Annotated in this window: 1 rRNA gene; it reads right to left on the bottom strand. The window is 57.5% G+C overall.

The features are described from left to right. Window positions 1-810, bottom strand: a 23S ribosomal RNA gene (locus tag C461_RS15965); the annotation flags it as partial.

Below are 810 nucleotides of genomic sequence, written 5' to 3'. Positions count from 1 at the left end.
CTCCTACCTATGCTGCACATCGGCGACCACGTCTCAGCGACAGCCTGCAGTAAAGCTCTATAGGGTCTTCGCTTCCCCTTGGGGGTCTCCAGACTCCGCACTGGAACGTACAGTTCACCGGGTCCAACGTTGGGACAGTGGCGCTCTCGTTTATCCATTCATGCAAGCCGCTACTGAAGCGGCAAGGTACTACGCTACCTTAAGAGGGTCATAGTTCCCCCCGCCGTTGACGGGTCCTTCGTCCTCTTGTACGAGGTGTTCAGATACCCGCACTGGGCAGGATTCAGTGACCGTACGAGTCCTTGCGGATTTGCGGTCACCTGTGTTGTTATTAGACAGTCGGAGCGCCCGAGTCACTGCGACCTGCTCCGTCGAGAGCAGGCATCCCTTCTTCCGAAGGTACGGGACTAACTTGCCGAATTCCCTAACGTCGGTTCTCCCGACAGGCCGTGGCTTTCGCTGCCAGAGCACCTGTGTCGGATCTCGGTACGGACATCGTGCTTGTCTTTTCACGGGCCCTATGTACGGCTGACTTGCGCTATCTCACGTTTCGCTCGCTTCGTGCCGTGACGGCTTCCACGAGTTTCCATGATTCGACCGGGCGAAGGCCCGGCTCAGCGTTCCACACGGCGTCGACGTTTACTGCACGATGGCACTGGAATATTAACCAGTTTCCCGTTGATGCAGTCGAATTACGGTGCATCTTAGGACCGGCTGACCCTCGGCTGATTGGCAGTGCCGAGGAACCCTTGCTCATCAGGCCGTCGAGGTTCTCACCCGACTATCGCTGCTACTGTGACCAGGATTGTC

Source organism: Halorubrum aidingense JCM 13560 (assembly GCF_000336995.1).
In the GTDB taxonomy this organism is placed as follows: domain Archaea; phylum Halobacteriota; class Halobacteria; order Halobacteriales; family Haloferacaceae; genus Halorubrum; species Halorubrum aidingense.
This window is presented reverse-complemented; position numbering and strand designations above follow the sequence as displayed.